The sequence below is a fragment of the Flavobacterium sp. genome, from assembly GCF_036405015.1.
Classification (GTDB): domain Bacteria; phylum Bacteroidota; class Bacteroidia; order Flavobacteriales; family Flavobacteriaceae; genus Flavobacterium.
This window is the reverse complement of sequence record NZ_DASWYK010000080.1, coordinates 1-26,496: the sequence shown is the minus strand read 5'-3', so window position 1 is coordinate 26,496 and position 26,496 is coordinate 1. Positions and strand designations below refer to the sequence as shown.

Sequence of the window (26,496 nt, the reverse complement as noted above, 5' to 3'; positions counted from 1 at the left end):
CAAAGAAGAATAAAACTAATAAACTCAAATGTCCTTTTTAAAATTTTATGTGATATCCTTATTAATTTCACTAAATAAAATCTTTTACAAGTATTGAATGCAACAAAAAGATGGGACTAAAATTTGTTTTTATTATTTTAATACGAAATTACTTATTTTTACTAAACAAAAAAGAAATAGGTATAAATTTGTCTGATTTTTTCGTAAAACATCTAATGAAAGCATAACTAGCCCTGCTATCCGCTGTATCTTTTATGGTGGTGTTCACCATAAAAGATACAGCGGATAGCAGGAAAATGCTACTAATTTTTTAAATCGAAATTATATAAATCAAAAAAAGCCGCTTCTCAAAAAAGAAAAGCGGCTTTTTAATTTTGTATGGCATTAAATTATTTTAATCCATCTATACCTGCATGAGTTGGAACAACCTGTTTGATCGTTCCGTCTGCATTAAATTCTAATTTATCGATACAAACTTCACGGTGAAAACCTCCGGCTTGCCCCATTTTAATTCCTGTTGGATAAGAAAATCTATGGTAGGTAATATACCACTCATCTTTGTTCGGGATTTGTAAAACCGAATTGTGTCCTGTTGCATAAATACCTTCCTCTGGCTTTCCTTGAATTACAATATTATTTTCTGGAATTTGAAGCGGTCCTGTTGGCGAATCTGATATTCCGTATCTCACTTTATATTTCGGACTTCTAGTATCGTCTTCGCTCCAAAAGAAATAGTATTTTCCGTTTCTATAGATTACGTAAGTTCCTTCACGGAATGAATTGTTTACAGCAATAATTTTTTGGGTGTTCGGTTTAAGCGAAACCATATCCGAATTCAATTCGGCTACAGCCATATACATATTCCCCCAGTATAAATAGCTTTTTCCCGTTTTTGGGTCTGTAAAAACATCTGGATCAATTTCCTGTCCGTCTTTTATACCTTCTGGTCTTTCAGCAACAATTGCTTTTCCACTGTCTTTAAAAGGTCCTGTTGGATTATCTGAAACCGCAACTCCAACTTTTTGCGCTGCTGTGAAATAGTAGAAATATTTATACTTTCCTTTTATCTTTTTCTCCACAATACAAGGCGCCCAAGCGTTTCTGTTTCCCCACGGAACATCTTTTTTAAGATCCAGAATTATGCCTTCGTCTTTCCAATCGACTAAATTATCTGAAGAAAATGTTTTGAAGTAATATCCAGACCAGCTATCAAATCCGTCACTTGTTGGATAGATATAATATTTTTTAGTTTTGTTTGAATATAGAATTTCAGGATCTGCATAATATCCTTCTAAAACCGGATTGTGGTTTATTTTTGAAAGTTTTGCAGGCGTTCCCCATTTATTTGTAATTCTAGTCAATTCAGAACGAGTTATCGGAAGAATAGTTCCGTGACGCGGGTTAAAATCCATTGAAATATCTTGGTCAATAACCTTGAAATTTTCTAAATCTTTTGTTTTCGTGAACTGATATCTTCCTTTTGTATAAACGTCGTACATTAAGATATATTCATCTGAATTGTTTAGTTTGAAAACACTAGAACCTTCTACTCCATCTTTTGTTTGTTGTAAATAATTATCATTTTCAACCCAATTTCCAGAAGTCAGATCTTTTGTAACTGCCACTTTGATTCCAGGTGTACTTGTTTCTGTTTTATAAAAAAGATGATATTCTCCATTTTTTTCGATGATATCACCATCAATACAAGCGTTTCCTGATTTTGGAACAAACAATAATTTTGGCTCGCCTTCTAAAGCTGTGAAATCTTTATTCGCATAAGCGTAATAAATTTTATCTGGACCTCCTGCATGCTGCATGCTAAAGTAAATCATGTATTTACCAGCTTTTGCATCGTAAATAGTTTGCGGAGCCCAAACACGTTTAAGGTTTTCGTTTCCTGAAAATGTTGTTTGAATATTTACGATACTACTTTTCCAGTTTACTAAATCGGTACTTTTTAATAAAACCATTGCACGATTACTGTCCCAACCTTTCGAAGAAGTCATATCAGTCAAAACCATATAAAATGTTTTGCCGTCTTCACCACGTAATATATGCGGATCACGAACTCCTCCAGTCGAGCTGATGGCTTTACTGTCTAAAATAGGTTTGTTGTTATTAAGCGCGTAATAATGATATCCATCAGTACTTACGGCATAATTAACCGCTTCTTCTTCTACTTTATTTCCAATGAAATAAACAAATAAATAAGCTGTCAAATCTTTTTCTGCGATAACTGGTGGAACACCGCCAGTATGCTGCGCCTGCACAATATTTAAAAATGATAATAGTGCAACAATGCTTAATTGTAATTTTTTCATTCTTTTTTATTTTTTATACTGCAATTCTTGGCAGTTTATTTTGTTTTAATACGCATTACAACAAAAGAATAGGGTGGCAATTCTTTAGAAAATGCTTCTGTAACCGACAATTTTTGAGTGGCAGGTCTTGCCGTAGTAAGTTCGGGATTTCCTGATAAAATCGTGTATGTTACATTTTCTGTTGTTGAAAGATCAGCAAGGTCTATTTTAGGTTCTACTGAAACAGGAAGAGCATTTACCAACTTAAGAATCAAATCTCCTGAAGCTTCATCTTTTACAACTGAAATTGCGACACGTTTATGTACTTCATCGTTAGCATCTGAAAGTTTTAAAACACTTTCTATATACTGATTTCCCGGATTTTGACCATACAGTTTTTGTACAAAATAATTTACTGTCGGTTTTACCTCATCTCCATTAAAATAAATCAAATCTGGATTCCATTGTGTATGCTTTTCTCTTGCTAACAATGGCGCATAAGAAGCCATGGTTACAACATCTCCATTACGCTCAACACCCGTAAGATATAGAGCTTCCGCTAAAGCATTATAAAATTTATTGCCACGAGAAGCGTATTCTCCTAAATAAACTTTAGATTTTGAACGATCATAACTATCATAAAAATTCTGATTATTGATAAACCAACCTGGAGATTGATAATAATGTTCGTCTACAATTGGCAATTTCAAATCATCGGCAATCCTCCAACCTTCATTATAATCTGTTCCTTCAAAAAATGGTCCTACAGTTCCAATAACAATAATCTCAGGATATTTTTGCTGTACCGCTTTTACAATCATTCGGTAACGTTCTTCAAAAACATCGCTAATCAAATCTTCGTTTCCGATACCTACATATTTTAAATTGAAAGGTTTTGGATGACCTGCTTCTGCACGTTTTTTACCCCAAACTGTATTTACACTTCCATTGGCATATTCAATTAAATCTAAAACATCTTGAACATATTCGTCCATTTCTTCCATCGGAATTCCGAATTGCTGTCCAGAACCTCCATCAGATGAATTCTGACACGGAACTCCAGCAGCTAAAACCGGAACAGCCTCAGCACCTAAATCTTCACAAAACTGGAAATATTCGAAATATCCCAATCCCATTGACTGGTGATAACCCCAAATGTTTCGCATCGGAATTCGGCTTTCAAGCGGTCCAATTGTATTTTTCCATTTATAGATATTGTGCAGTCCATCACCGTGTGCGACGCATCCTCCAGGAAAACGAACAAATTTAGGATGCATATCTGCTATCGCATCTGCAAGATCTAAACGCAATCCGTTTTTACGTCCTTTAAATGTTTTTTGAGGAAAAAGCGAAACCATGTCAACTGAAGTTTCTCCGTCCGTACTAATTTCTAAATGAGCGTTATTTACTGTTTTTGAAGCTTTTAAAACAGCATTACATTTCTTCCAAGAAGTTGATGGCGTAAATTTCGCTTCCGCTAAAGTTTCTCCGCTTGACGATTTCAAACGAACAATTGCTTTTGTTCCTTTCGCAAAAACACTAAAATCGTATTTTTCATTCGCTTTTACAGCAATACCATCAAAACCTGAATTACTGATACTTCCCTTAGAAATAACCGCATAATTAGGATTATTAACATGAATCGGATTTTCTTTTGCGATTTTAAAATCACCGCTCCAAGCCATTGTCGCATTCCATTTTTCGTCTCTTTCTTTTTTGTCGTGAAGTGCATACTCGAAATCACGATTCTGAATCAATTCACCATACAAACCTCCATCTGCAGCATAATTGATGTCTTCAAAGAAAACACCAGTCAGCATGTTACTGATTTTTTTAGACTGTTTTTCGTCAATTTTAATAGCTGCTTTTACAGGTTTTAAACCAACAAATAATAAACTGTCGCTTTTTGGAGAAGTATTGTCTCTTTTATCTCTAAACTTTACCGACTCCATATTTCTAGTCATATTTTCAACCAGATTCCAGTCTACCTTGAACAAAGTTCCTTGCAAAACTTCTCCTTGTAAATTAATTTCATTTCTCAATTTTAACGAAGAACCATTCGCATCAAGTACTGACGGACTGTAGTTTTTAAAGTCTTTGGTGGTACTGTAATAATTTTTTCCGCTTTCGCTAAAGTGAACCACATATTGCCCATCATTTAAGCTCACCTCAACATTCTGAATAACCGATTTATCTTGAGTTTTTCCAACAAAATTCTTCATTCCCTGAATGTAATTTTGTCTTCCCCAATTGACTAAATCCTTACTTTCTGAATGTGCAAAAACATTGTCTTTTACACTCCAAAAACAATGAAAAACGCCGGCATTGTCACGAACCAAAAAAGGTTCAGACATGCTTTTTCCTGTTGGTCCCCAGCTTCCAAAATCTGATTTTAGAAAACTAAATTCAGGCCCAATTGAAAACCAGTTTTTCTGATCGATGCTCCATGCAAAATGAAGTCCGTTTTTTCCGTTATTTTTTAAGGTCGAATAAGCAAATAAATAGACGCTATCAGGCTTTTCTGTTTTTGGTTTTAGAGCAAATCCTGAAAACACAAAAACAGCTGTAAAAATTGAAATCAGATTCAAAATTTTACTTTTTAAAACCCTTTTCATTATTTTTTACCTTTTAACTGATATAAAACTGAACTATGAGGTTTTAAATCAGCTCCTATTTCTTTAGAAGATAATTTTGATTTAGTACCTGTCCACATGTCTAAAACTTCAACAGAACCTGAAATTCCAAGATCAGAAAGGTTTACCGTAACTTTTTGAGAATCTTTATCTGAAATATTGAACAAAGCCAGATAAACACTACCATCTTTAGGATTTTTTGAAGTCACTGCAATTTTTCCGTCTTTTTGAAAAAGTTGTTTTACCGCAGTGCTTTCGTTGTGCATTTTTACAACATCTTTATTCGTCAGCAATGATAAAGTAAAGGCATCATTACTTGGTAAATCTCCACCAAAAAATAATGGTGATTTGAAAATATTGAAAAATGTAATTAAAGTATATTGTTCGTCTTTTGTTAAACGTGTCATACGATCTTCACCTCTTTCTCCTCTGATTGAAATACGTCCTAACGGAATCATGTCACAATCTGGCCAAGTTCCTGGCGCGATGTGTGGATACCATTTTTGAGCCACATCCATTAAATGTGTAATATGAGGCCAAGTATCCCAAACATCATCCACCATACGCCACATATTGGCATGTGTACTTACGTGCTGCGCCGCTGTGATTGGTGTTTCTCCAGGTGATGTACTTAAAACAATTTTGCGTCCGCATTTATCGATCGCATTTCTGATTAAGTTGATTTCACCTTCGTGATATGGTCTTGATAAATCATCGATTTTAATAAAATCTACACCCCATTGTGCATACAATTCAAAAATAGAATTGTAATATTCCTGTGCTCCAGGTTTATCTGCTACAACAGTATAATTGTCTCTCAACCATTCGCATTGCAGTGCTGTAGAGTAAATTTGATCTGCTGTAATTCCGTTGGTTCCTTTAATTGGCATTTTCTCTTCAACCGCTTTTTTAGGAATTCCACGCATAATATGAATTCCGAATTTTAATCCTTTTTTGTGAATGTAATCAGCTAAAGGTTTAAAACCCTGACCATCTTTTGCGGAAGGGAATCTGTTAACAGCTGGTAAATATCTTCCATACTGATCGATTACGTAACGAGGATCTTTTTGGTTGTATCCTCCCGCTTTGTCATTTTCAACAAACCATCTGATATCAACAACGACGTATTCCCAGCCAAATTTCTTCAATTCTTTTGCCATATAATCGGCATTGGCTTTTACTTCGTGTTCTTCAACTGTTGGTCCGTAACAATCCCAGCTATTCCAGCCCATTGGCGGAGTTTGAGCCCATTGTTTGAATTCTTCTTTTTGAAACGTTTTGGTTTGTGCGTTAGATGCGATTGATAGCAAAAAAGCACCAAGCGCTGTGGTAAGTAAGTTTGTAATTTTCATTGTTTTGTGGTTATGTGTATTTTTTACACTTTAAATATAATGAAAAAATTTAATCTCATCGATTTTATTATCTCTCAAAGTATTAAATATGATTTGTTTTATGAATATCCGTACAAAAATGGTTGTCTATCAGATGTCGCGATGTGACATTTACCGACGATATGTCCCGATGGGACATTTACAATCGTGATATTTTTTTGCAGTATTGTCCTAAAGAAAAGCCCCTTTCGGGGCATCTTCTATTTTACATTTATTGTAACCTCAACTGGTTTTAACCATTGACTGGTAAATTTCACTTTTATTGGAGCTGTTGAATCTCCATTGGCTTGAATATATGCTGCAATATGTCCGTGGAAAACTCTTTGTACATTATCAGTATAATCAGTCATGTCGCTGTTGTTTCCTGCTTCTAATCCTAATAAAGTTCCTGCGCCAGTAATGGTACAAGTTACTTCGTTATCTGAAAGCATAACTGGAAGTCCGTTTTGGTCTTTTACCTGAACCATAATTTTCGCAACTCCTTTGTCTTTGCTAATTGTAATATCTTTATCTGCAATAGTCAACTCAACTGGTTGTTGTGTAGAATTAATAGCGTAACGGCTTACTTCTTTGTCATTTTTGTCTAAACCAATTACTTCTAACTTTCCAGAAGCAAATGGAATATCCCAATAGATGATTCCTGTTTTTTCATCGTATAATTTGGTTTCGCCAACTGCTTTTCCGTTCAATTCTAAACGAGCTTTTGCAGCATTGGTGTAACAAACCACACGGATTTTTTGTCCTGCTTCGTAATTCCAAATTGCCCAAGCATCTTTAGAAACATCTTTCTCATTTGTCAACGGATAAGTTCCTAAATATGCCATTGGTTTATCTGACCATAATGACTCACGGAAATAACCACGAGGTTTAATAACTCCAGCAAAATCAACTAAACCAGAATAGAATCCTCTTGAAGGCCATCTTCCTGATTCTCCTAAATAATCGATTCCTGTCCAAAGGAACTGACCAAAAATAAACTTGTTGTTTTTTACGGCTAACCATGGTTCCATGTCGTGAACATTCTCACTTCCATAAATCACTCTTTTTGGATATTTTTCGTGATCCGATTTGTATTTACTTTCCGTATAATTGTAACCTGTAATATCTAAAGCGCCTGGATATTCTGTTTCGTTAGACATGGCAACTCCTGCTAAACCAGCTGTTGTTGGACGAGATTTGTCGTATTTTTTAACTGCTGCTACCAAACGTTTTGCAATCGCTCCTAGACGCATTGCATCTGGAGCATCTTTTTTGTAACCGCCATAAGCTGCTTGTCCAAATCCATTTTTTCCCTGATCTAAAACTGGGTGAGAATACGGATCATTTGGATAATCTACTTCGTTACCAATACTCCATCCGAAAACAGAAAGATGGTTTCTGTCTCTACGTACAAAATCTTCTAAATCTTTTTCTGCCCAATCAGCAAAAATATCAAAAGAACCTTCAAAGCCAGGAGTTCCATAATTCCATCCTTCTAGCCATTTACGTTTTGGAAATTCCCATTCGTCATACGCTTCATTTAAAACCAATAATCCTAATTCATCACAAAGCTCATAAAATTCAGGTGCTTGCGGATTATGACTGGTACGAATGGCATTTACTCCAATTTCTTTCAATGTTTTTAATCTGGTTCTCCAAACTTCTTTTGGAACAGCAGATCCTAAAACTCCTGCATCGTGGTGAAGACAAACTCCTTTCATTTTCATCCATTTTCCGTTAAGGGCAAAACCATTGTTCGGATCAAATGTGAAATTTCTGAAACCTGTTTGTGTTACTGTTTTATCAATTTCTTTTCCATCTTGTAAAACAGTAGTTTTTAATTCGTATAAATTCGGATTTTCTAAATCCCATAATTTAGGATTCTTAACGTTTATTTTTGTTGAAATTTTTCCATTCTGATTCGCAGCAACGTCAACTTTAGAAGAAGATTTACCTACTGATTTTCCGTCTTTTGAGAAAAGCTCATTTACAATAGTTACACTTGATTTGCCTTTAGATTTGTTTTCAACCTCAACCTCAACATTCAAAGTTCCGTTTCCTTTATTCACTTCAGGATAAGCATAAACTCCCCATTGCGCAATGTGCACTGGATTTGCATAAACCAACCAAACATTTCTGTAGATTCCAGAACCTGTATACCATCTTGAGTCTGCACTTTGGCTATGATCTACACGAACTGAAATCGTATTTTCTCCGCCAAATTTTACAAACTCCGTTGCATCATAAGCAAAAGAAATATATCCGTTTGGACGTTTTCCTAAAGAGTGTCCGTTGATAAAAACTTCACTTCTATTGTAAACTCCTTCAAAGTATAAATACACTTTTTCACCCGATTTGCTCTGCGGAACATTGATTGATTTTCTATACCAAGCAATTCCACCCGGAAGATATCCTGTACAACTTGCCAACGTTGGACTCAACTGCCCTTTTACGCTCCAATCATGTGGTACGTTTATCTTTTGCCATTTACTGTCATCAAAAGCAGCATTTTTAGCTTCGGGTGTTTCCTGAAGATTGAATTTCCAGTTGTCATTTATTTTCTTAGAATCTCCAAACGATATCTGACTGCTTGCAGATAAACACGAAAAGAGTAATACGGGTAGTAAGGTTTTCTTAGTTAGCATTTTATATGTTTATTTTTATTTCAATTTTTAATTAGTTTTCAGTCGCAGTCGCAGTTTTCAGTCTGAACTAATCCACAGTACTGAATACTGAGACTGAGACTGAAAACTGAGACCTATTGCAATTCCCCCACAAACGTCACTACAGATCTTGCAGGGATTTCTAGATTTCCATTTTTTTGAACTTCGGCCCTTTTTAGATTTGATGTGTCAGAAGTTACGTAAGGCGTGAACTCATTGTTTTTTAAAGTTCCTTTTGATAAATCAAATTTGTATTGTTGCGCCGATTTTCCACAGTTTACTGCTACTACAATCAGTTTTTTGCTTTGAATGTCTTTGTAAGCGGTTAACATGACATCGTTTGCTTTGTCTAATTCATTTTGGTTAGGAACATCAACTCTCTGCATTCCTGGACGTACAAACAGCGAATAATTTCCTAAAGCCCAAAGCAATTTAGAATCATGAAATTCTCCATCATTTTTCACATAATCTGGAGCAGTCCCACCGTTGCTTTTTCCGTCATCTAAATAGATCAAACCATCTTTGTAATCTACTCTCGTTATGGATGTCCACCATTGCCATGAAGCTGCATTAGCCACTGCAATATCATTATGAATTAAACGTGCTACGAACAAAGCCGTCTGCATTCCTAAATCTCTTCCTCCACCTGATCCTCCCGGAATTTCATTTTCTCCAGGATTCTCTAAGATACAATATTCAGACTGCCAATATTTTAATCCTGGATTTTTTTTAATTTCTGCTGCAATTAATTTTCTACTTAAAACCTGTCTTTCAATTGGCCAAGTTGTAAAATAACTATGTCCTAAAATCACATTTTTTACATTCGGTAATTTAGTGACATTTGTTTTAGTTTTTCCAAAGAAATAATCAATTTGATTGTCACGGTTTTCGGCATTTACATTTTCGTACAAATAATCAATTTGCGCTGCTTCTGCAATGACGATTTCGGTGCTCATTTTCCGTGCTTTCAGTTTTTCTGAAAGTGCTTTGGTCACGTCATATATTTCCTGATTGGTTGCTGGCGTTCCTTCTTGACTATTGGTATCACCGCTTTTCGGCATCCATTCCCATTGTGGTTCATTTAACGGACTAACATAATCAAATTTGATTCCTTCTTTTTTCTCCAATCCTTGAATACTTTGAACTAAAAAATCGGCAAATTTTGGAATTGCACCATCTTTTAGATTCAGTTTATTCTTTTGAGAAGCAAAAGACAATCCGTTATTTGTCATGTGAACCGGAGGGCTATTGGTGAAAATAAGAAATTTTTCGACACCACGTTTTTTAGCAGCCTGTAAAAACCATCTTTGACCTTCTTGTTTAGAAAAATCATACGTTCCATCAGCATTTAGAAAACATTCACTTCGTCTCCATTCATCAGAAACTTTACTGTTTTCGCCTTGTTCTGTGCTTCCTGCACCAAGATTGAATCTCCAGATCGAAAGTCCGATTCCTTTTGGATTTCCTTGTGCATCAATTTCTTTGCTGAACAATAAATCTGCAATGGCATTCTTTTTTTGCTCTGGCCAATTTTTACCCACAAACTGCGCTCTCCAGGCATCAGAACCTCCAAAACCGTCCATGGTTTGTACTACATTATCTGTACTAATAGTAACCGTTCGCTGAGCAAATGTCAGCGAACTTGTTACTAATAAAAGCGAGAGATATATTTTCCTCATTTATATTTTTGATTTTTAACCGCAAAGACGCCATCCCGATAGCTATCGGGATCGCAAGGTTCGCTAAGTTTATTTTACTTAGCATCCTTTGCGTTTTTTTCTTTGTGTCTTTGCGGTTAATTTTACTTACTTATAATTTCCCACATACGTCACCACTGACTTCGCTGGAATTTCAAAACCAGAAACATCAACAGCAGTTCCTTTTTTCAAACTTAAAGTTTCAGAAGTGGTATAAGGAGTTAATTTATTGTCTGTTAGTGTTCCGCCTGCAAGATTTAATTTATACGCTTTCGCTGATTTGCTCATGTTAACCGCAACAATGACCAACTTTTTATTTGCTACATCTTTATACGCCGTAACCATTACATCATTTAAAGAAGCTGTATTATCAACACTTGGAATCATTACTCTTACCATTCCCGGTTTTACGAAGAAAGAAAAGTTTCCTAGAGCCCAAAGTGTTTTTGAATCTCTGATGTATCCATCGTTTTTACAATAATCTGCATTTCCAGCGCCATTGCTTGCACCATCATCAACATGAATTAGTCCATCTTTATAATCACCACGGCTAATGGCTGTCCACCACTGCCACGAAGTAACGCCTCCAACTGCAATATCAGTACTGATGATACGTGCTGTCCAAAGTGCCAATGACATTCCTAAATCTCTTCCTGCTCCAGCTCCTCCAGGAAGCTCAGCAGTTCCAGGACTTTCTAAAACACAATATTCTGATGACCAAAGACTCACTCCACCAACTGACTGAATTCTAGCAGCAGCAGCTTGTCTTGATGAAATCATTTCGCTTAATGGCCATGCTTGCCAGTAACTATGCCCTGAAATTGTCTTTTTTACATTACTTAAACCACCAATATTTTTAGTAGAATTAGCAGCGAAGAAATAATCAATTTGATTGGATCTGCTTTCTTTTCCTGAAACCGTTTTGTATAAAGGTTCGTAAGCTCCTGCTTCTCCAACTACAATTTTAGCTTCTAATCCTTTTGCCTGTAACTTTGGAGAAAGAATATTCACAAAACTGTAAATATTCGCATTCGTTGCCGGAGAACCTTCTTGTCCTGAACCGTCCCATTCGTATTGTGGTTCGTTAAACGGACTTACATAATCGATTGTTAATCCGTGTTCTGTTTTTAATTTATCTAAAGAAGTTGTCCAGAAATCGGCCAAATCGGGCATTTTACCATCTTTTAAATTGTAAAATTCTTTGATAGAGGCATGTGCTTTTCCGTTTTGAGTCAAATAAACTGGAGCGCTGTTAGCGAATGCCAAAAGTTTGTCTACACCACGTTCTCTTGCCGCTTTCATAAACCAAACCTGTCCAGCTTGTTTATTCATATTATAAGAAACTCCGTCTGTTGTAAAACACTCCGATCTTCTCCATTCGTCTGTAATATCACTTGCTTCTCCTTGTTCTGCACTACCTGCTCCAAGATTAAAACGCCATAATGATAATCCGATCCCTTTTGGATTTCCGTCAGCATCTAAGCCTTGGCTGAATAACAAATCAGCTATTTTATTTCTTTTATCTGTTGGCCAATTTTTTCCGATAAAATTACATTGCCAAGCATCTGAAGCTCCAAAACTTTCCATGGTTTGAAGATTCATATCCAAACTAACATTCAATTCTGCTACAGCATTCTCTGAACCTGAGTTTTCAGACTTTTCAGAATCACAGCTTACAAAAAGAGTACTTGCGAAAAGTAAGCCTGCATACAGCAGACTTACTTTATTTTGATTATTAAACTTCATATTAGTATCCAGGATTTTGTTTAATAACATTACCACTCAAATCAATTTCTAATTGCGGAATTGGCCACAATAAGTGTTTTGCTGGATTAAAATTGATTCCCTTATCCTGAGGTTCTCTCAAGTTTGTAGTTTCATACGGATCTGTAGAATTCAAATTGTATTGTACAAAAGTTCCGTTTGGTCCCATTAATGATTCAATAACTGGTCTTCCTGTTGTTGGATCTTTTTCACGACGGATGTCAAATAAACGTAATCCTTCAAAAGCCAATTCTAAACGACGCTCTTTATAGATTTGTCTCAATAAAGTTGGTCCAGAAATACCCGTTTTTGGATCTAATTTTACACGAGCTCTAATGATATTGATATCTGCTAAAGCATCTCCTCCTGTATGATAATTTGCTTCTGCTCTTGTTAAATACATTTCTGCTAAACGAATCAACGGAATATTTAATGGCAAGTGTCCGTCTTTTTTATCCAATGAACGACGTGTTGCAATTGGAATATAGTATTTACGACAGATACGTCCAGATTTATTATCATTTAAACTGAATTTATGTGTTGGATTTAAAACTTCATCTCCATAAGCAGCTTCTCCCCATTTTGTAATCGTACTTCTGCGACGAATCACATCATTTTCAGAAAGATAGGCGTTTTCCAAATCGCTTGTTGGCATACACCATCCCCATCCGTCTAGAACGTCTGCAGCATCATTACTTGGGAAATTCTTTTTGTCTTCTCCTCTTGCTCCTGATAAAGTTGGCAAGGCTGCTCCTAAATCTCTGTTTTGAACAGAAGAAGACTGCGCTTCTAAAATAGATTCTACTCCATTATGATTGTTTACATTCCAAATGTTTAAGAAATCTGCTTCTAATTGGAAAGGACCTTCTGTAATAACTTTGTTTGAATATGTTTTTGCTTCAGCCCATTTTTCCTGAAACAAGGATACACGAGCCAATAAAGCATAAGCTGCCCATTTGTTGATTCTACCGTCTTTATTTACAGGAGCGCTTTCCAGTTTTTCAGCTGCATCTTTAAGGTCGGTTTCAATTTGTACGTATACATCTGCTGCAGAACTTCTTTCTAATGTTAAATCTGCTGTACCTAAAGATTTTGTATACAAAGGAACTCCACCAAAAAGATTTACTAATTCGTAGTAACAGTAAGCACGTACAAACAAAGATTCTCCCATATATTGGTTTTTCTGAGCATCTGTAATTGGAGACAAAGCCATTCTTTCCAAACCAATATTAGCCGATTGAATGGTATAATAATGTGCTGTATAAATACTATTCATATCTCCCATATTATCCGGAGTAATAATATATTGTGAACATGGTCTGTGTGCTCCGCTGTCCTGTCCTGTGTTACCCATCCAAGCATCATCGGTTGACATTTCGTTGGTCACTCTCGGCGCTGTTAAAGTCCACCAGTCTTTAGCCAATAACAAACGCTGTGTTAATTCATTTGTGTAATTTTCACATTCCTGCGCTGTTTTAAAATAGTTTTCTAAAGTCTGTGTTCCTCTTTGTTCTTTTTCAATAAAATCACTGCAAGATGCCGAAAATAGAGAAAAAGCTATTATTGATACTATTATTTTTTTCATGATCGTTTTGATTAAAATGCAACATTAAGTCCCATCAGGATTGTTGGCTGTACTGGATAATTCCATCCTCCAAAACCTGAACCTTTTACTCTGTCTTGCTGATTAGGATCTCCTCCAGCTACCTCAGGATCTACTCCTGTGAACTTAGTCCATGTCCATAAATTCTGTCCTGACAATGAAATTCTTAATTTATCCAATCCGAATTTGTTGTAGAAAGAATATCCTAATTGCAGGTTTTTCATTCTAACAAACGATCCGTCTTCTACATATAAAGAAGAGAATTTTGTAAAGTTTTCGTTGTTATCATCTTTTGACAAACGAGGAATAGAATTAGAGGTTCCCTCTCCATGCCAAGCCATATTCTCCAATCCGTTTACTTTATTGGTTAAGCTTGCACCATTGTATAAATCTGAAATATTAGTATTCACAATATCGTTTCCAATACTAGAGTAGAAATTGGCTATTAAATCGAAATTTTTGTAAGCAAAATTCAAGTTTAGACCAATGTTGTAATCTGCCCATGGTGAACCAATTTTTGTTCTGTCTTTATCGTCTAATTTTCCGTCACCATTTACATCTTTAAAACGAACGTCTCCTACTTGTGCATAAGGCTGCAATTTAGTTCCATGCTCATCGGTATGAGAATTCAATTGGGTTTGGTTTTGGAATAATCCATCAGCAACATATCCGTAGAAATATCCTGGTTCATCTCCTTTTATTGTCAATGTTCTGTTACTTGCACCATATAATCTTTCACCGTCTGCAGAAAGCGATAACATTTTAACATTTACAGTTGTAAAAGTTACATCAACACCGTATGAGAAATCTCCTTTTTTATCTTTATAAGAAAGTAACAAATCGATACCGCTTGACTGCATAGATCCAATGTTTGTCCACATAGTAGAATATCCCGGAAATCCGCTGTAAGTTGGAAATTGTTTTAGGAATAACATATCATGTGTTTGCTTTTTATAATACTCCAAAGAACCTGATATTTTGTTTTTCAAGAATCCAAAATCAAGACCAAAACTCATGTCTTCCACCGTTTCCCATTTAATATCTTTATTAGCCATTGAAGAAGGATAAGAAGTATCCACAACTTCACCACCAATTACATAATACCCTTGTCCGATGTTGGATTGATAAACTGCATCTGGCAAACCTTGATTTCCTACTTTACCCCATCCTGCTCTTAATCTAAGATCACTTACCACATCTTTAGCAGATTCCATAAATCCTTCGTTTAAAATTCTCCAAGAAACAGAAGCCGAAGGGAAATTAGCCCATTTATTATTAGTCATGAATTTAGAAGAACCGTCTCTTCTGAATGTTCCTGTAAAATAGTATTTACCATCGTAGTTATAAGAAAAACGAGAAATATAAGACATCAACGAACTTGACCAGCTATTTCCTTTACTATCTTTATTTTTTGTTGCGGCATTTAATTCTCTCATCGAATCTGAATTGTTAGGAATTCCTTCTCCATATCCCCAAAGATCATTTCCATTATATTCTTCCATCGTATTACCTATCATCAAAGACGCATTGTGTTTTTCTGCAAAAGTTTTAGAATACGTAATGGTATTTTGCCAAGTCCAGTCTACATTGGTAGTATTCCATTTTTCTACACTATTAATTTCTGCCTTTTCGTGTGCTGCATCAATAATAAAATCTGGGCTGAATTTATTTCTCACTTTATCTCCAACTTCAATAGATGCTTGCGTACGAATTACCAAACCTTTAATTGGTTCGTATTGTAAATATCCGTTTGTGTTTAAGTTGTACTGATCTGTATAATCGTCATATCTTTTTACAGCTGCAACCGGATTCCATATATACGAAGGAGATCTTGCATAAATACTGTATTCATTTTCTAAACCAGTTAATTGATCTGCTGGTTTGTAAATTGGTGTGATTGGATCAATTTTATCAAAATCTGCCCAGTTCCCTGGTGAACCATATGTTTCGTAACGAGGGTTCAAAGTAATTCCTGCTGAGAATTTGTCTGAGAATTTGAAATCATTTGCAATTCTCATCGTTACTCTTTCCCAACCACCAATTCCGTACATAGAATCAGAATTATAATAGTTTAAACTGATCGCATAGGTATGTTTGTCTGAACCTCCAGAAATACCTAAAGAAGCATTTGTAACTGGTGTTCCTTTTCTAATTCCAGCATTCCACCAATCTGTTGTTTTTCCTCTGTATTGAGATGGATTTGGAAGATAATCCGCATATCCTGAATTATTATAAGCCGTATTCATAATAGACGCATAACCTTCTGCATCTGCCATATTATAAGGATTATTCATAATCTGCATACCAGAACTCAAATCAAAATTGAATCTTGTTTTACCTACTTTTCCTTTTTTGGTAGTAATCAAGATAACTCCATTCGAAGCACGAGAACCGTAAATAGCACTTGCAGAAGCATCTTTTAAAACCTCCATAGATTCGATCTCATTGTTGCTTAAGAAATTGATGCTAGTTCCCATCGGAATTCCATCTACAACATAAAGCGGATCTGTATTTAAGTTTAAAGTTGAGATACCACGAATCAAAACCCTTGGTTGTGCACCAGGACCTCCTTGCCCTGTAATCTGAACCCCAGCTACTTTTCCTTGAAGAGATTCTGTTACGTTACCTACTGTCATGGTTTGTAATTCTTTTCCTTTTACAGAAGAAATTGAACTCGTTACATCGCTCTTTTTTACGGCCGCATAACCTACCACAACTATCTCATCTAATGCCTGACTAGATTCTTCCAGTGTTACATTGATTTCAGTTCTGTCTCCAATCGTTTCTACTTTGGTTGTAAAACCAATGAAAGTAAATTCGATCTGTGCATTTTTATTAGGGACATTCAGTACAAAATTCCCATCAAAATCAGTTGCCGCAGATGATGAAGTTCCTTTTACAATCACGTTCACTCCTGGAATCGGCACATTAGCTTTATCCTTAACAGTACCTTTTATTTTTATTTGTCCAAAGGATACAGCAGTACACATAAGGGCAATAAAAAATCCTATATATTTAAATTTCATATTAAGCTGTTTTATTTATTAATGTTACAACAAGGTTATAACCAACTATTTTTTTGTTATAAATACTCTTTCTAATTCTGTATCTAAAACTACTTTGTATACACCCGGTGCTGCTGGATATTTAGCATTTCCGTTTTCTCCCGGTGACATAGTGGCAATACCGTTTTTGATTAATCTCCAAGAAGGATCCCACCATTGACCTGTGAAAGTAGCTTCAAGAGTTCCTGTCAATGTATATTCTCCAACCAATTGATATGGATTAGCTGCATTGTTTGCTAGGTGCAACCCTTTTTGTGTCCACGCATCCCAGGTATCCCATGTTGCTCCTTGGATTCCTCCACCGCAAACACTTACGAATGGTTTTCTTTGAGCCGCATCATCATGCCATAAACCGTTGGCAATGTTAGCCCAAACTTTACTTGATGGTGTATATTTTTCTGCAGTATATTTTAAAGTATTCGGATTTACTTTAATCTTGTAATATCCTTTAGTAGGTAAAATAATTGGTGTTGAAGTAACATCATCTACTAATTCACCAGCAGCATTTAAACCAAAACAATGAGGAGCAAAATCGGATTCCTGACCTAAGAAATAAACCTCTTTATTGTCTTTATCTGCATAGTATTTGAATTCAAAATCTTGTCCGCTTTTTTCGTGGAAATACATTGGAACACCCACTGCATCTGTAGTAAGATTTGTTCCTTTTGGCTGATCACATAAGAAAATTGCTGGATATTCGTTTGTAGCAACAATATTTACACTTAATGTTCCCGTATTTGGAATTGCAAATTTATCTTTTGCCGTAATTGTTAAAACATAATCAGCGGCAGTTACAGGTAAAGTATACGTTTTACTGAATGTATAAGATTGTGGAGAACCTGATAACTGAATCATTTCATCGATTCCTAAAGCTTCACATTTTACCTGAACATAATCAATTCCAGAGTCATCGTTTACTACAAAATTCACAGGCATTTCATTACTTGTAGACAGTAAAATAACAGCTCCTTCTTTTGGTGTAATCATCGAAATACTTGGCGCAGCAAATTCTCCGTCAAGACGAAGATTGATTTCTTCGTTTACTACATTTCCTGAAACGTCTGTGATAATTAATTTTATTTTGAAAGCTTCAGAAGTTCCTCTGTTTGCCGGAACTTCAAAAAAGTAACTTAAATCGTAAGTTTCTAAAAGTGGATCGGTTTTAAAACTGATTACTTTATCAAGTGATAATTCTGGAATTTGAATTTGTACACTTTTTAATCCTAAATCATCCGCAAGAGTTGCTTTGATTTCAAATTTTCTACTTGGTGCTCCATAAATTTCTTTTGTAGAAACTACCACCGTAGGATTATCAGAATTAGGAAATCCTGATTCATTATTTTGACATCCGTTTAGTAAAATGCCAAAAAGAGCAAGAAAAAATAAAAATACATTTTTTTTCATTTCTTTGATTTTAAGGTTTAGTTAGTTTGTTTGTATTCTTTCGAAGCGAAAGTTTTTTCCCCGAAGGTTACTCGGAATTTTGTTTTTGTCCGCTTTCCCAGAAACAGAAAAGCAGCGTAAGTTAATTATGTGGTTACTTTCATATTGAATTGAATTTGATTAATGGTTTGTTATTTTTTTTCTTTTTTTACTTCTTCTCAGTAGTAGCATTTTTTAAATTAACCCGCAGTTTATTTTTAAACTGCGGGTTCAAAAAGTAATGTAACCAACCATTACTTTTAGAAAATTTAAAGAGTGCTCAGCTCTTCAAACAGATAAAAAATTTATCTTGAAACTAACATTTATAACTAACACCAACTGTATAATAATTGATTGCTATAAGTGCAAAGAAATGTCTATTTCACACTTCTAAGGAGGGGTAAATTCGAAAAAAAAGGAGGTCAAAATTGTAATTAGTTATTATTTTCAATAAAATTTTAACGAGTATTAAAAAATACAGCTGTATTTTTGATGATTTTGCAATTATTAAAAAAATCACAATTTTTAAACTAAAACGTTTAAGTAGATTAAAGATTTTTAATTCATCTTTCAAAAAAGAATAAAATAATGCAACAAGTAAAAATTTTCTTTTGGGTTATTTAATGATATTTAAATCGGAATTGAAAGAGTTTTTATACTTTTTAATATATTCTGAAGGTGTCATTCCAAAAAGTTTTACAAACTGTTGTCTGAAATATTTTGGATCTTCAAAACCAACTTCTGCACTCGCTTGAGCAATATTCATTTCTTCTGTTAACATTAACATTGCTGCTCTTCGAATTCGCAAGGAACGAATAAAAGCATTTAATGTTTGTCCCGAAATAATTTTGATTTTGGTATAAAGCGTTCTGTGACTCATTCCCATTTCAAGCGCAAAAGTTCGAATCGTAAAATCTTTTTTATGAATATTTGCTTCGACAATATCAATGCATTTTTTTAGCATTTGCTGATATTCTACCGGAACTTTCTGCGTATTTTCTTTTAAGGTTATACTGTCTAAGAAATAAGTTCTTAGATTGTGACGATTTCGTAATAACGATTCTACTCTTGCTGTTAGAATATCATCATCAAAAGGCTTGGTAATATAATCATCTGCTCCTTCATTAATTCCTTGCAAATGCGTTTCTGGATTTTTTGAGGCCGTCAATAAAATAACTGGAATGTGCGATAAAGCATTGTCTTCTTTAATTTTTCGACATAATTCTATACCATCCATTCCTTCCATTGTGATATCACTAATGACCAAATCCGGCATATGTTTTTTGGTTAGTTTTAAACCTTCTTCGCCATTTTCGGCACTGTATACGATATAATTCTCCGAAAACAATTTGATTAAGTAAGCGCGAATTTCAACATTGTCATCGATAATTAAAACCGTACGTTTTTCTGTTAACATGGTCTTTTTAAAATCACTGTCTGAAATTGACGTTGTCGCTGTAGAAACTGGTTCTTCTATTTCATCCGGAATCAATTCGTCAAACAATTGGCTACGTTGCGGCTTTTCATCAGTAATTTCAATATCATCAAAATGGCTGTTTCCTTTTAAAAAGGTCAGTTTAAAAGTACTTCCTTTTCCGGCTTCACTGCTACAGGTTACAGATCCTTTATGTTTATCGACAAAATATTTAACGATATAAAGTCCAATTCCAAAACCTGTTCCAACTGAAACTTTTGAATTGATTTGTTTGAATTTTTCAAAAATAACATCAATATCTTTTTTATCAATTCCACCACCATTATCTGCTATTTCAAGAAAAACTTCCTCTTCATTTTCTGTTACATTCAAATTGATTTCACCACCAACTGGAGTATATTTAAAAGCATTTGACATCAAATTGAATAATGAAATTTCAATCTTTTCATAATCACCAATAATCGTAATTTCATGATTCGGAATAATAAAATTATACTTGATACTTTTATCTTTCGCTTGATTCACAAAACATTGAAACACCTCATTACAAAGGTTATTTACATTAATCGGAGACAAACGCAAGGCATCGGCATCATTTTCGGCTTTTCGCAACAAAAGTAATTGATCTACCAAACTCAAAAGTCGTCTCGCATTTCGATGTGCAATAGCCAAATCACTTCCTGAAGAACCATTTTCGACATTTTCTTTCTGAACTGCTTTCTTCAACGGATTTATAATCAGTGAAAGCGGCGTTCTAAATTCATGCGAAATATAAGTAAACATAGACGACTGTTTTTCGGCTATCTCTTTTTCTTTTTTGCTTTCTAGCTCAGCAATTTTAACTTTATACTTCAGCTTCTCTTTGTTTTTATTGTAATCGAGATATAAAAATAGAAGTCCGCCAATTGCAGCTAAATATAAGGTATAAGCCCACCATGTTCTGTACCAAGGCGGTAAAACTTGGATAGAAACCAAACTAACTTCTTTGTTCCAACCGCCTTTAAAATTGGTGGTTTTGACTTTAAAAGTATATTTTCCTTCCGGTAATCTGGAATAATTGGCTTTTCTGGTTTGTCCAACATAATTCCATTGCTCGTCCCAACCTTCTAAAAAGTAAGCGTAATTTATTTTGTCTGCATTATTATAATCCAGAGCTACAAATTCAAGAGATAAAGTAGTTTGATCATACTCTAAACTAACATCTTTAATTTTATCAGAATCGGTATCAACTTCTGCTTTACTTTCTTCAATCAACTGATTATTTACATAAAAATCAGTCAGCAAAACATTATTTTTTTGATCAAAACCTTTTATGGCCTGCGGATAAAATATATTGAAACCATTGATTCCACCGAAAAGAAATTCTCCTGACGAAAGTTTAATTCCCGCATTAAAACTAAACTGATTACTCTGAAGACCATCATTTACAGAAAAATTTCGGAATGTTTTACTCTTTTTATCGTATCGACAAATTCCATTGTAGGTACTCATCCATAAATTACCTTCTTTGTCTTCCTGTAATCGTAAAATTGTATTGGATGGAAGACCTTCATCAATAGTTAATCTTTTGAAAGCACTTGTTTTTCTGTCAAACAATAATAATCCTCCCTCTTGTGTTCCAATCCAAAGGTTTTTGTCTTTGTCTTCATGAATACATCTAATAGGATTTCCAATTACTTTCTTAGTGATTTTATGCGTTTGTTTTTCTATAGATAAAAGCGAATTATAATTTCCTGCCCACAACTTCCCATCTGAAGTTTCAGTCATACATTGCAAATTATCAATTCTTTTATCGAAAAGCTCGAAACTGTCTTTATCACGATTTAAGAGATACAGTGAACCCTCATTTGTAGCACTCGCCCAAATATTTGATTTTGAATCTTTAAAGACAAACCAGATATTCTTTTCGGTTTGTTTTGTATAAGTATTATAACAGGTATACTGTTTTACACTGTTATTATTTTTACTTATTTTATTGATTCCTCCTGCCCATGTTGAAATCCAGAGATCGTTATTATTATCACGTATAATTCCTGTAATAAAAGTACTTGAAAGTGAGTTTCCATAATTGGTATACGAATTATTTTTTCGATCCCAATACTTTAAACCTGCACCGTCTGTACCAACCCAAACATTCTTTTTTTCATCTTCACAAAAAGATAAAATAAAGTTGTCTGCCGGATCTTTTGCATTGTATCTTACACTTTTAAAATATTTTGGCGTATCGCTCAACATACTCATTCCGCCTCGAAGTGATCCAAACCATTTGTTTCCCGATTTGTCTTCGTATAAACTCCAAACCGAATTACTTTTGGCTAAAGGTTCATTATAAGAAAGAAGCTGTTTACTATTTGGATTGATATAGAATATCCCACAGCCATCTGTTGTAACCCATGTTTTTCCTTTTTTATCGACTAAAACATCAGTAACACTGCATTTATTCGTAAAATAATTTTCTGAAATTGATCCCGTTTTGGTATTCATTAAAAACAAACCTTCATCTGTTCCCAATAAAAGATTTCCATCAATGGAAAGTTTCATGGCTTTCACCCCAATTGATAGCGGAAAAACGATCTTTAAATCTTTTATTTTATAATTGTAAGTGCAGACTCCAACATTTCGAACATAAACCCAGCATCCTGATTTTTCTTTATTTTCTTGGATTGCAATAGCATCATAATTATTAATACTGATTCTGTTTCCTAAGCCATTTAATGGAATATGTTTTCCTGTAAAAGAACCATTTTCAAAAGCTACTAATCCTAATTTTTGAGAAGCAACGAGCACCAAATGATCAGAAACAGAACGCATCTGATGAATAATTTCCTGAAATACTTTTACCTTTTTGTTATCTAGATATTTTACCGTTCTAAAACTAGCTGTTGTTTTATTATAAATACAGATTCCATTTGTTCCTCCAACCCAAATGTTATTTTTAGAATCACCTTCAATATTATAAATTGTATTGAATAACAATGATTTTTTGTCGTTGATTCGGTTTCGGAAAACTTTAAAGTTATAGCCGTCATAACGGTTTAAACCATCATAAGTTCCAAACCACATATAACCTTCATTGTCCTGATAAATTGAAATAATTGAATTGTTAGACAAACCATCTGATATGTCAAGAAATTTAATTGGATAATCTTGTGAATATCCTGAGAAAGAAAATCCTATTAGAAGAAGAAAATAGAGAACAAAACGCTTCAAAATATACTTTTTTAGTTCTTGTAAAAAGTACAATTATAAGCTAATTTTAGGGAAATTTTATAAAAAAAAATGCAGAAATGATAAACATTCCCGCATTCTCATTGAGGTTTTATATTTAAGCTTATTTTTTAACAAACCATTCCTTATTGAAATAAAATTCTATCGGAATATTTTCATTAATAAAAAACTTTAAAATTCTTTAATCCAATAGAAAAACTATTAATCCTCTTGCGCCGTGAGCTCCAAGAACTAAAGATTGCTCAATATCAGCTGTTTTTGACGGACCAGCAATAAAAGTTCCAAAACCATATTCCATGTTTCCTATTCTTTTATAGGCTTGTTGCATCGTTGGTACAAGATCTTTTTTATGAACTATAATTGCCAGATATTGTGCTATAAAAGGTGCTACACGTTGTCCTAAAATATCATCAGTAACCCAAAGTCCGCTGTTTTCTGCTACTCCAAAATGAGCTTTTACAACCGTTAATTCAACATCCTGAAGCGAATGCGGATCAACTGTTTTCCAATCTAAAGAAGCAATTTCAGCAAGTTCTGGAAGCGTTGTAATTAATCTTTTCTCTAAATTATAATTTGATTTGATGTAATTGATGATTTCGTTGTAATCAGCAACTTCAACAGGATCTCCACCAATACCTTTTAAAACGGTTTTATAGGTTTCTAATACATCAAATTGTTCAGAACCTAAAAGATTTAGATCCGGCAATTCTGCAGCTTCATTCGGCTGATTTAATTTTATTCTTTTTAAGATTTCGCCTTTACTACTCATTCTTTTTATCTTTAGATTCTCTCGAATTTTTCTTGTACCATTCTCTAAAAGATTCTTCTGGAACATCTGGCATTTCGCGCTGATCGTACCATTTATTCATCTTATTATTGACCATTCCTGGGATATTCTTCATTACAAAACGCCCTGATTTTCCAGCAATATTAAAAACTGTCGGATTCGCTAGCACAGTCGCCATTGTTTTCATTGCCACCGTTTTGGCTGTAGGCGTATGGCCTTCTTTAACCAAAACTTGACGCCATTTGTACAATTGATCGTGAATATCAATTTTTACTGGACAAACATTGGTACATGAACCACAAAGTGTACTTGCAAAAGGCAAATCGGCATTTTTGCTCATATCTAAATTTGGTGCTAAAATAGAACCAATTGGTCCCGCAACGGCATTGTGATAACTATGTCCACCGCTTCGTCTGTAAACTGGGCAAGTATTCATACACGCACCACAACGAATACATTTTAATGAATTTCTAAATTCTTCTCTTCCTAATTGCGTACTTCTTCCGTTGTCTACAATTACGATATGCATTTCCTGACCGTCTCTTGGCTTTTTAAAATGACTAGAAAAAGTTGTAATTGGTTGTCCAGTTGCGCTTCTTGCCAGTAATCTCAAGAAAACACCTAAATGTTCTCTTTTCGGGATTAATTTCTCAAATCCCATACAGGCAATATGAACGTCTGCTAAATGCGCCCCCATATCGGCATTTCCTTCGTTAGTACAAACCACAAATTCTCCTGTTTCTGCAACAGCAAAATTGACTCCTGTTAAAGCTACTTTTCTAGTTAAAAAAGTATTTCTTAAACTATGACGAGCCGATTCTGTTAAATACTGCGGATTGAAATTTCCTTTTTCTGTTCCTAAATGTTCGTGGAAAGTTTCACTTACATCTTCTTTCTTTAAGTGAATCGCTGGAAGTACAATATGGCTTGGTGGTTCTTTTCGAAGCTGTACAATATATTCACCTAAATCAGAATCGATTACTTCTATTCCTTTTTCAGCTAAATAATCATTTAAATGACATTCTTCTGTAAGCATCGATTTGGATTTCACCATTTGCTTTACATCATGTTTGGCCATGATAGAATGCACAATTTCGTTGTGTTCTTTGGCATCGGCAGCCCAATGTACAATTATTCCGTTTCGTTGCGCATTGGCTTCGAATTCAACTAAATAATCGTGAATATTAGAAAGTACATTAAATTTGATTTTGGAAGCTGTTTCGCGAAGCAATTCCCAATCTTCAATTTGATGCGCTGATTTATCTCTTTTGGCACGCACAAACCAAAGTGTTTCGTCATGCCAATTGACACGCTCCACATCTTTGTTAAATTTTGTTGCGGCTTCGCTGTGCGGTATTACTTTTTCTGATGACATTTTTTATAATTTAAAAGTCAATTTTTGAAATGTTTATCATTGATACTTACTTAACCGCAAAGTCCGCAAAGATTAAAATTAACTTTGCGAACTTTGCGGTTAAATTTTATGACCAACATATGTTCTTAGTTTTCGAGTGAATTTAATATTTCAGCAATGTGAATGGTTTTGATCCTGCTTTTTTGTCTTTTTAGAATTCCGTCTAAATGCATTAAACAAGACATATCTCCACCTGTAATATAATCCACATTATGACTTTCGTGATCTTTGATACGATCTTGTCCCATTTTTACAGAAATAGCTTCTTCGGTAACGCAAAACGTACCTCCAAAACCACAGCATTCGTCTTTTCTAGTCAATTCAACTAAATCAAGATCTTTTATGCTATTCAATAATTGTCCAGGTTTAGAAAAAAATGGTGCATTTAATTCTGTCATCTGCGAAAGCTTTAATCCACGCTGACCGTGACAACTTACGTGCATTCCGACTTTAAACGGAAATCGTCCGTCGATGTGGTCAATTTTTAAAACGTCTGTTATAAACTCTGTAAGTTCGTAAACCGTATTTCGAATTGCTGTTGCCTTCTCTTCTTGTTTTTCATCATGTAAATGGTCTTTTACATGCAAAACACAACTTCCAGAAGGACAGACGATATAATCAAATCCAGAAAAATTGGCAATAAAATTGGCATCACATCCTTTTGTTAAATGTGCATAACCGCTATTTGCCATTGGCTGTCCGCAGCAGGTCTGTCCCATCGGAAACTCGACCTCACAACCTAATTTTTGTAGTAATTCGTAGGTTGCGATTCCTACTTTAGGATAAAATTGGTCGACATAACAAGGTATAAAAAGTCCAATTTTCATGTTGTAGTATTTAGTGTGTTGTTCATTCGGCGTATACTGTAAAAATGTAAAAAATACGTTTCTTTGCAAATTTACAACATACAGACCGTTTTTACCTAATGTTTATAGAATTTCAAATCAATTAAATCATTCTGAATTGGTTTTGGATTCCAGTTTTGATGAATCGCCAACGCTGCCCCAAGTGCACTCGCCTGCGCCATCGAAGCCGCATAAACCTCTACATCTGGAAAGGCCTCAGCCAATAAATTCATGTAAATAGAGTTTTTACTGAAACCCCCGTCCACAAAA

General features: G+C 34.7%; 13 protein-coding genes and 1 pseudogene. All 14 read right to left on the bottom strand.

The window, feature by feature from the left end; all coding sequences use genetic code 11:
- Positions 1–389 precede the first annotated feature (389 nt).
- The gene (locus VGE71_RS06655) at positions 390–2,321 is read right to left on the bottom strand and encodes a family 43 glycosylhydrolase (protein ID WP_331137624.1); all 1,932 of its coding nucleotides are present in this window, start codon (positions 2,319–2,321) and stop codon (positions 390–392) included.
- Between the two features lie 35 nt (positions 2,322–2,356).
- On the bottom strand, positions 2,357–4,888 hold the full coding sequence (locus VGE71_RS06650; protein WP_331137623.1) for an alpha-L-arabinofuranosidase C-terminal domain-containing protein: 2,532 nt from the start codon (positions 4,886–4,888) through the stop codon (positions 2,357–2,359).
- Positions 4,889–4,914: 26 nt separating this feature from the next.
- Entirely contained in the window at positions 4,915–6,285 is a 1,371-nt protein-coding gene (locus tag VGE71_RS06645) for a glycoside hydrolase family 27 protein (RefSeq protein ID WP_331137622.1), read from the bottom strand.
- A gap of 239 nt (positions 6,286–6,524) precedes the next feature.
- Positions 6,525–8,948 carry a sugar-binding domain-containing protein gene (locus VGE71_RS06640; RefSeq protein WP_331137621.1) on the bottom strand — a complete coding sequence of 808 codons (2,424 nt, stop codon included), beginning with the start codon at positions 8,946–8,948 and terminating at the stop codon, positions 6,525–6,527.
- A gap of 113 nt (positions 8,949–9,061) precedes the next feature.
- On the bottom strand, positions 9,062–10,645 hold the full coding sequence (locus VGE71_RS06635) for a glycoside hydrolase (protein ID WP_331137620.1): 1,584 nt from the start codon (positions 10,643–10,645) through the stop codon (positions 9,062–9,064).
- 126 nt (positions 10,646–10,771) lie between these two features.
- Positions 10,772–12,409 carry a glycoside hydrolase gene (locus VGE71_RS06630; protein WP_331137619.1) on the bottom strand — a complete coding sequence of 546 codons (1,638 nt, stop codon included), beginning with the start codon at positions 12,407–12,409 and terminating at the stop codon, positions 10,772–10,774.
- A gap of 1 nt (position 12,410) precedes the next feature.
- A complete protein-coding gene (locus VGE71_RS06625; protein WP_331137618.1) occupies positions 12,411–14,012 on the bottom strand; it encodes a RagB/SusD family nutrient uptake outer membrane protein in 1,602 nt (533 codons plus the stop codon).
- A gap of 11 nt (positions 14,013–14,023) precedes the next feature.
- Positions 14,024–17,056, bottom strand: coding sequence for a TonB-dependent receptor (locus VGE71_RS06620; protein ID WP_331137617.1), 3,033 nt, complete (start codon positions 17,054–17,056; stop codon positions 14,024–14,026).
- 45 nt (positions 17,057–17,101) lie between these two features.
- Positions 17,102–18,499: a hypothetical protein gene (locus VGE71_RS06615; protein ID WP_331137616.1), complete on the bottom strand. Its 1,398-nt coding sequence runs from the start codon at positions 18,497–18,499 to the stop codon at positions 17,102–17,104.
- 634 nt (positions 18,500–19,133) lie between these two features.
- Positions 19,134–23,162, bottom strand: a complete 4,029-nt coding sequence (locus tag VGE71_RS06610; protein ID WP_331137615.1) for a two-component regulator propeller domain-containing protein — start codon at positions 23,160–23,162, stop codon at positions 19,134–19,136.
- Between the two features lie 199 nt (positions 23,163–23,361).
- A complete protein-coding gene (locus VGE71_RS06605; RefSeq protein ID WP_331137614.1) occupies positions 23,362–23,949 on the bottom strand; it encodes a LutC/YkgG family protein in 588 nt (195 codons plus the stop codon).
- Positions 23,942–25,342: a lactate utilization protein B gene (locus VGE71_RS06600; protein ID WP_331137613.1), complete on the bottom strand. Its 1,401-nt coding sequence runs from the start codon at positions 25,340–25,342 to the stop codon at positions 23,942–23,944. The genes VGE71_RS06605 and VGE71_RS06600 overlap by 8 nt, the downstream gene beginning before the upstream one ends.
- 125 nt (positions 25,343–25,467) lie before the next feature.
- Positions 25,468–26,208: a (Fe-S)-binding protein gene (locus VGE71_RS06595; RefSeq protein WP_331137612.1), complete on the bottom strand. Its 741-nt coding sequence runs from the start codon at positions 26,206–26,208 to the stop codon at positions 25,468–25,470.
- 95 nt (positions 26,209–26,303) lie between these two features.
- Positions 26,304–26,496 (bottom strand): annotated as a pseudogene (locus tag VGE71_RS06590) (carbohydrate kinase); the annotation flags it as partial.

Excerpts from the sequence above, each read along its gene's own strand:
- VGE71_RS06605 (WP_331137614.1), bottom strand. The coding sequence starts at position 23,949 with ATGAGTAGTAAAGGCGAAATCTTAAAAAGAATAAAATTAAATCAGCCG.
- VGE71_RS06635 (WP_331137620.1), bottom strand. The coding sequence starts at position 10,645 with ATGAGGAAAATATATCTCTCGCTTTTATTAGTAACAAGTTCGCTGACA.
- VGE71_RS06620 (WP_331137617.1), bottom strand. The coding sequence starts at position 17,056 with ATGAAATTTAAATATATAGGATTTTTTATTGCCCTTATGTGTACTGCT.
- VGE71_RS06645 (WP_331137622.1), bottom strand. The coding sequence starts at position 6,285 with ATGAAAATTACAAACTTACTTACCACAGCGCTTGGTGCTTTTTTGCTA.
- VGE71_RS06595 (WP_331137612.1), bottom strand. The coding sequence starts at position 26,208 with ATGAAAATTGGACTTTTTATACCTTGTTATGTCGACCAATTTTATCCT.
- VGE71_RS06640 (WP_331137621.1), bottom strand. The coding sequence starts at position 8,948 with ATGCTAACTAAGAAAACCTTACTACCCGTATTACTCTTTTCGTGTTTA.
- VGE71_RS06630 (WP_331137619.1), bottom strand. The coding sequence starts at position 12,409 with ATGAAGTTTAATAATCAAAATAAAGTAAGTCTGCTGTATGCAGGCTTA.
- VGE71_RS06615 (WP_331137616.1), bottom strand. The coding sequence starts at position 18,499 with ATGAAAAAAAATGTATTTTTATTTTTTCTTGCTCTTTTTGGCATTTTA.
- VGE71_RS06655 (WP_331137624.1), bottom strand. The coding sequence starts at position 2,321 with ATGAAAAAATTACAATTAAGCATTGTTGCACTATTATCATTTTTAAAT.
- VGE71_RS06625 (WP_331137618.1), bottom strand. The coding sequence starts at position 14,012 with ATGAAAAAAATAATAGTATCAATAATAGCTTTTTCTCTATTTTCGGCA.
- VGE71_RS06600 (WP_331137613.1), bottom strand. The coding sequence starts at position 25,342 with ATGTCATCAGAAAAAGTAATACCGCACAGCGAAGCCGCAACAAAATTT.